Consider the following 5,718-nt stretch of genomic DNA (forward strand, 5'->3'; position numbering starts at 1 on the left):
GTCATGGACTATGTCGAGGCAGCGAAACTGCGCGGTGAAGGCAGCGCCTGGATCATCTTCCGCGAGATCCTGCCCAATGCGCTGTCGCCGCTGGTATCCGAACTCGGCCTGCGCTTCATCTACGCCGTGCTGTTCCTGTCGACGCTGTCGTTCCTCGGCCTTGGCGTGCAGCCACCGGACGCCGACTGGGGCGGCATGGTCAAGGAAAACAAGGACGGCATCGTCTTCGGCATCGCGGCGGCACTCATCCCAGCGGCGGCGATCGCCCTGCTGGCGATTTCCGTCAACCTGGTCGCCGACTGGGTGCTCAACCGGACGACAAGCCTCAAGGGAGGACGCGGGTGATGGCCGACAGCAAAGCGAAACCCGGCCTGCTGCTCGACATCCGCAATCTGCGCATCGAGGCCACCGTCTTCCCGCCCGGCGAACCGCCGAAGAACATCGTGCTGGTGCACGATGTCTCGCTGACGTTAGAGAAGGGCAAGGTGCTCGGCCTGATCGGCGAATCCGGGGCCGGCAAGTCGACCATCGGTCTGTCGTCGATGGGCTATGGCCGCGGTGGCGTGCGCATCACCGGCGGCGAGGTCATCCTGAATGGCCGCGACATCCTCAAGGGCGGCAAGGATGGCTTCCGCAAATTGCGCGGCCGCGAGGTCTGCTATGTCGCGCAGTCGGCGGCAGCCGCCTTCAATCCGGCGCACAGGCTGATGGACCAGGTGGTGGAAGCCACGCTGCTGCACGGCACGGCGACACGTGCCGAGGCCGAGAAGCGCGCCGTTGCGCTGTTCAAGAAGCTCAGCCTGCCAAATCCCGAAACCATCGGCGAGCGCTTTCCGCACCAGGTCTCGGGCGGCCAGCTGCAGCGCGTGATGACGGCGATGGCGCTGTGCTCCGAGCCGGACCTGATCGTCTTCGACGAGCCGACAACCGCGCTCGACGTGACGACGCAGATCGACGTGCTGGCGGCGATCAAGGACGCCATCCGCGACACCCACGTGGCGGCACTCTATATCACGCACGACCTTGCCGTCGTCGCCCAGGTCTCGGACGAGATCATGGTGTTGCGCCATGGCCGGCTGGTCGAATGGGGCGGCACAAGGCAGATCATCAAGGAGCCGCGCCAGGAATACACCAACGCGCTGGTGTCGGTGCATGAGATCGAACATGCCGAGCAGAAGCCCGGCATGACGCCGTTCCTGTCGGTGAAGAACGTCACCGCCGCCTATGGCCGCAGCCAGATCAAGGTGCTGAAGAACGTGTCGGTCGACATCTATCCGGGACAGACGCTTGCCGTCGTCGGCGAGTCGGGCTCGGGCAAGTCGACGCTGGCGCGCGCCATCACCGGCCTGCTGCCGCCCGAACAGGGCACCGTCACCTTCGACGGGCGCCCGCTGGCAAACCGTCTGGCCGATCGACCGAAGGAGGATCTGCGCCAGCTGCAGATGATCTATCAGATGGCCGACGTGGCAATGAATCCGCGCCAGACCGTCGGCACCATCATCGGCCGCCCGCTGGAGTTCTATTTCGGCATACGCGGCCGCGAACGCGACAAGCGCGTTGCCGAACTGCTCGACAAGATCGAGATGGGCAAGGGCTTTTCCGACCGCTACCCGGCCGAGCTTTCCGGCGGCCAGAAGCAGCGGGTCTGCATCGCCCGCTCGCTTGCCGCCAAGCCGAAGCTGATCATCTGCGACGAGGTGACATCGGCGCTCGACCCGCTGGTCGCTCACGGCATCCTCGAGCTGCTGCTCGAGCTGCAGAAGGAGGAGAACGTCGCCTATCTCTTCATCACCCACGACTTGGCGACGGTGAAGTCGATCGCCGATTCGATCGCGGTGATGTATCGCGGCGAGGTGGTGCGCTACGGCCCCAAGAGCCAGGTGCTGGCGCCGCCCTTCGACGCCTATACCGACCTTCTCTTGTCATCGGTCCCCGAGATGGAGATCGGCTGGCTGGAAAAGGCGATCAAGGGACGGCGCATGGCCAGCGCGGGGAACTAGGGCAGTTCACCGTTTCACGGAAACGGCGAACCGCTCTAACTCTTTGTTTTGACGCAATTCCCAAGGGAAAGCGCGCTATGCGCTTTTCCCGGGAAAACCGTTTCACACTTTTCCTGGAATTGCTCTGGCAAGCCAGCGGTCCGCTAGGGTCAGGGGAGCCGGCGGCCGTCATCCGGATGCAACACTACAGCGCCACACGTCCTGCGGACGGGCAGCGCCCGTACAATTTTTTTTCTTAAAAGGGGTAGGACATGAAGACTGAACTCGACCATCTCGCCGAGCTCGCCGGCCAGGGCCGGATATCGCGCCGCGACTTCCTCGGCCGCACCGCCGCCCTTGGCGTCTCGGCGGCACTGGCAACGACACTGGCTGGCAAGGCTTTTGCCCAGACACCCGTCAAGGGAGGAACAATCAAGGCCGGCCTGCAAGGCGGCGAATCGACCAACAGCCTCGACCCGGCGCTCAACCTCAGCCAGGTCACCTACAGCTTCGGCAAGCAGTGGGGCGAATACCTTGTCCGGCTAATGCCCGACAACAGCCTGACAAATCTGATCGCCGAGGAGATCGGCGCCGCCAAGGACGCCAAGACCTGGACGATCAAGGTGCGCGACGGCATCGAGTTCCACAATGGCAAGACCGTCACCGCCGAGGACATCGCGGCCACCATCGAGCGCCATGCCGACGAGAAGTCGAAGTCGGGCGCGCTCGGCATCCTCAAGAACATCAAGGGCGTCAAGGCGAGCGGCAAGGAAGTGATCGTCACGCTTGGCGACGCCGATGCCGACTTCCCCTATCTGATGGCCGACTACCATCTCGTCATCCAGCCGAATGGCGGCAAGGACAACCCGAATGCCGGCATCAGCGCCGGCCCCTACAAGGTCACCGTCAACCAGCCAGGCGTGCGCCATGGCGGCGAGCGCTTCGCCAATTACTGGCAAGGCGACAAGGCCGGCCATGCCGACCAGATCGAGATCGTCGTCATCAATGATGCGACCGCACGGCTTGCAGCCTTGCAGGGTGGTCAGGTGCACATGATCAACCGCGTCGAGCCCAAGGTCGTGGATCTGGTCAAGCGCATCGCGGGCGTCACCATCGAGAACGTATCGGGCAAGGGCTATTACCCGTTCAACATGTTCTGCGACACAGCCCCCTTCGACAGCAGCGACCTGCGGATGGCGCTGAAACTTGCCATGGACCGCGAGGAGATGCTGGAAAAGATCCTGCGCGGCTATGGCTCGGTCGGCAACGACTTCCCGATCAACGAGGCCTATCCGCTGTTTTCCACCGACATCGAACAGCGCAAGTTCGACCCGGAGAAGGCAGCGGCGGCCTACAAGAAGTCAGGCCATAGCGGCTCGATCGTGCTGCGCACCTCGGACGTCGCCTTCCCGGGCGCCGTCGATGCCGCCCAGCTCTATCAGCAGTCCTGCGCCAAGGCCGGCATCAAGATCGAGATCAAGCGCGAGCCCGGCGACGGCTACTGGTCGGAGGTCTGGAACAAGCAGCCCTTCTCGCTCTCCTACTGGGGCGGACGCGCCACGCAGGACCAGATGTACTCCACCGGCTATGTCTCAACCGCCGACTGGAACGACACGCGGTTCAAGCGGCCGGAATTCGACAAGATGCTGTTTGCCGCGCGCGGCGAACTCGACCAGGCCAAACGCAAGGCGATCTACCACGACATGGCGGTGATGATGCGCGACGAAGGCGGGCTGATCGTGCCTTTCTTCAACCAGTTCATCGACGCTGCCGCCACCAACAAGATCAGCGGCTTTGCCAAGAGCCCGATCGGCGAAATGATGGACGGCTACGCGCTCGGCGAGTGCTGGCTCAACGCTTAGCCGAAATCTGATCGTCCGATTTCATTTATCAAGAACGCTGTGTGCCCAAACGGCACACGGCGTTCCCGTTTCAACTGCCAAATTGCAAGGAGCCGCCCATGGCGCTCAAATCCAAGCTTTTGCTGATCATCCTCGACGGCGTGCCCTATCGCAATTGGCGCCGGCTGATGGGCAACCTCGAAGGCTGGGTGCAATCGGGCGAGGCGCGGGTCTGGAAGATGCGCTCCGTGCTGCCGTCGACCTCGGCCTGCTGCTACGCCTCGATCCATACCGGGGTTTCGCCGCAGGTGCACGGCATCCTGTCCAACGAGAACCGGTTCCGCGTCGCGCAGCCCGATATCTTCTCCGAAGTCAGCAAGGCGGGCGGCAAGACGGGTGCGGTGACACATTCCTACTGGTCGGAGTTCTTCCGCGCCTATCCGTTCGACCTGGTCGAGGACATGGAATTCGACGAGCCGAGCGGGCCGATCACGCATGGCCGCTTCCACACCATGACCGGCTACAACGCCCGCAACCAGATGACGCCGAGCGACGTCGACCTGTTCGCGACCCTGACCATGCTGACCAAACGCCACGGCATCGACTACGGCATCCTGCACACCTGCACGCTGGATTCGATGGGCCACCGCTTCGGCCATGACTGCCACGAGATGGACCATGCCGTCTATGCGATGGACGGCATGCTGGCCGCCTTCCTGCCGCGCTGGATCGAAGCCGGCTACGAGGTCATGGTCACCGCCGACCACGGCCAGACCGATCGTGGCCATCATGGCGGCCATGACGACGAGATGCAGGATTTCGCGCTGTATTATTTCGGGGCCGGCAAGGGTCCGCAGGCTGACACCCTGCTCGACCAGCTGCAGCTGGCGCCGACAGTGCTGGGCCGGCTGGGTGTTCCCGTGCCAGCGACGATGAAGGCGAAGCCGTTCTTGGGGTGAGAAGCGGGTCGCAGAGCTCTTCCCTTCTCCCCTTGTTGTGGGAGAAGGGAAGGTCCTGCCTCTGGCAACACCTAATGACTTCGGTTAGCCTCCGCAAAATTCCTTGGCGGAGGATGAACCTTTTTGGACCGATCGGCGACAGAGCAGACAGGAGCCAGGCGGCTCAACCGGCCATGACGGCAGCGACGGAGACCGATCGCGCACTCGTCGACCGGGTCGCGAAGGGCGACCGTGCCGCCGTGCGGCTCCTGTTCATGCGTCACCACGCGCGGGTCTACCGCTTCGTGGTGCGCCAGACGGGATCGGAAATGATGGCTGACGATATCGCCAACGAAGTGTTTCTCGAATTGTGGCGCCAGGCGCCAGGCTTCGAAGGACGCTCCGAAGTCTCGACATGGCTGCTCGGCATCGCCCGTTTCAAGGCGCTGTCCCTGCTGCGCAAGAAGAAGGAAGACTGGATCGACGACGAGGCCGCCGCCGCGGTGCCCGACAGCGCCGACACGCCGGAAGTCGTCACCATGAAGGAAGACAAGGCTGCCGCCTTGCGGCGCTTCGTCGACGCCTTGCCCGATGAGCATCGCGTGGTGATCGATCTTGCCTATTATCACGGACAGTCCGTGAGCGAGATCGGCGAGGTGCTCGACATTCCGGTCGCCACCGTCAAGACCCGGATGTTCTACGCCCGCAAGAAACTCGGCGAAGCCCTCAAGGCCGCCGGTTACGACAGGGGGTGGCCATGAGTGCCGCTGAAAAGATGTCGCGCCGCGATCAAATGGAAACGCTGCTGCCGTTCTATCTGAACGGCTCGCTGGAAGGTTCGGATCTGGAAGCGATCGAAGAATGGCTGGCCAGCGATCCGGCCGCACTTGCCGCCCTTGGCGAGGCGGAAGCCGAATTCTCCGGCGCCACGGCCGCCAACGAAGCGATCCGGCCGCCGGC

At 63.5% G+C, this 5,718-nt stretch carries 5 protein-coding genes and 1 pseudogene; all 6 read left to right on the forward strand.

Annotation, left to right across the window (positions count from 1 at the left end; translation table 11 throughout):
* Window positions 1-345: ABC transporter permease subunit (locus tag EN935_RS19695; RefSeq protein ID WP_127373545.1), on the forward strand; the 345-nt coding region annotated here is incomplete at its 5' end.
* A complete protein-coding gene (locus tag EN935_RS19700; protein ID WP_126067346.1) occupies window positions 345-2,000 on the forward strand; it encodes an ABC transporter ATP-binding protein in 1,656 nt (551 codons plus the stop codon). The genes EN935_RS19695 and EN935_RS19700, both read left to right, overlap by 1 nt.
* Window positions 2,001-2,251: 251 nt before the next feature.
* On the forward strand, window positions 2,252-3,841 hold the full coding sequence (locus EN935_RS19705; protein WP_126067345.1) for an ABC transporter substrate-binding protein: 1,590 nt from the start codon (window positions 2,252-2,254) through the stop codon (window positions 3,839-3,841).
* Window positions 3,842-3,939: 98 nt separating this feature from the next.
* Window positions 3,940-4,779, forward strand: a complete 840-nt coding sequence (locus EN935_RS19710; RefSeq protein WP_127262626.1) for an alkaline phosphatase family protein — start codon at window positions 3,940-3,942, stop codon at window positions 4,777-4,779.
* Between the two features lie 173 nt (window positions 4,780-4,952).
* Window positions 4,953-5,519, forward strand: a complete 567-nt coding sequence (locus EN935_RS19715; RefSeq protein WP_127262625.1) for a sigma-70 family RNA polymerase sigma factor — start codon at window positions 4,953-4,955, stop codon at window positions 5,517-5,519.
* Window positions 5,516-5,718, forward strand: a pseudogene (locus EN935_RS19720) (anti-sigma factor); the annotation flags it as partial. The gene EN935_RS19715 and the pseudogene EN935_RS19720, both read left to right, overlap by 4 nt.

Origin of the sequence: Mesorhizobium sp. M7D.F.Ca.US.004.03.1.1 (assembly GCF_003998635.1) — a bacterium.
GTDB classification, from domain to species: domain Bacteria; phylum Pseudomonadota; class Alphaproteobacteria; order Rhizobiales; family Rhizobiaceae; genus Mesorhizobium; species Mesorhizobium loti.

What these genes read in the sequence shown, in the direction of transcription:
- EN935_RS19710 (WP_127262626.1), top strand. Translation starts at nt 3,940, where the DNA reads ATGGCGCTCAAATCCAAGCTTTTGCTGATCATCCTCGACGGCGTGCCC.
- EN935_RS19715 (WP_127262625.1), top strand. Translation starts at nt 4,953, where the DNA reads ATGACGGCAGCGACGGAGACCGATCGCGCACTCGTCGACCGGGTCGCG.
- EN935_RS19700 (WP_126067346.1), top strand. Translation starts at nt 345, where the DNA reads ATGGCCGACAGCAAAGCGAAACCCGGCCTGCTGCTCGACATCCGCAAT.
- EN935_RS19705 (WP_126067345.1), top strand. Translation starts at nt 2,252, where the DNA reads ATGAAGACTGAACTCGACCATCTCGCCGAGCTCGCCGGCCAGGGCCGG.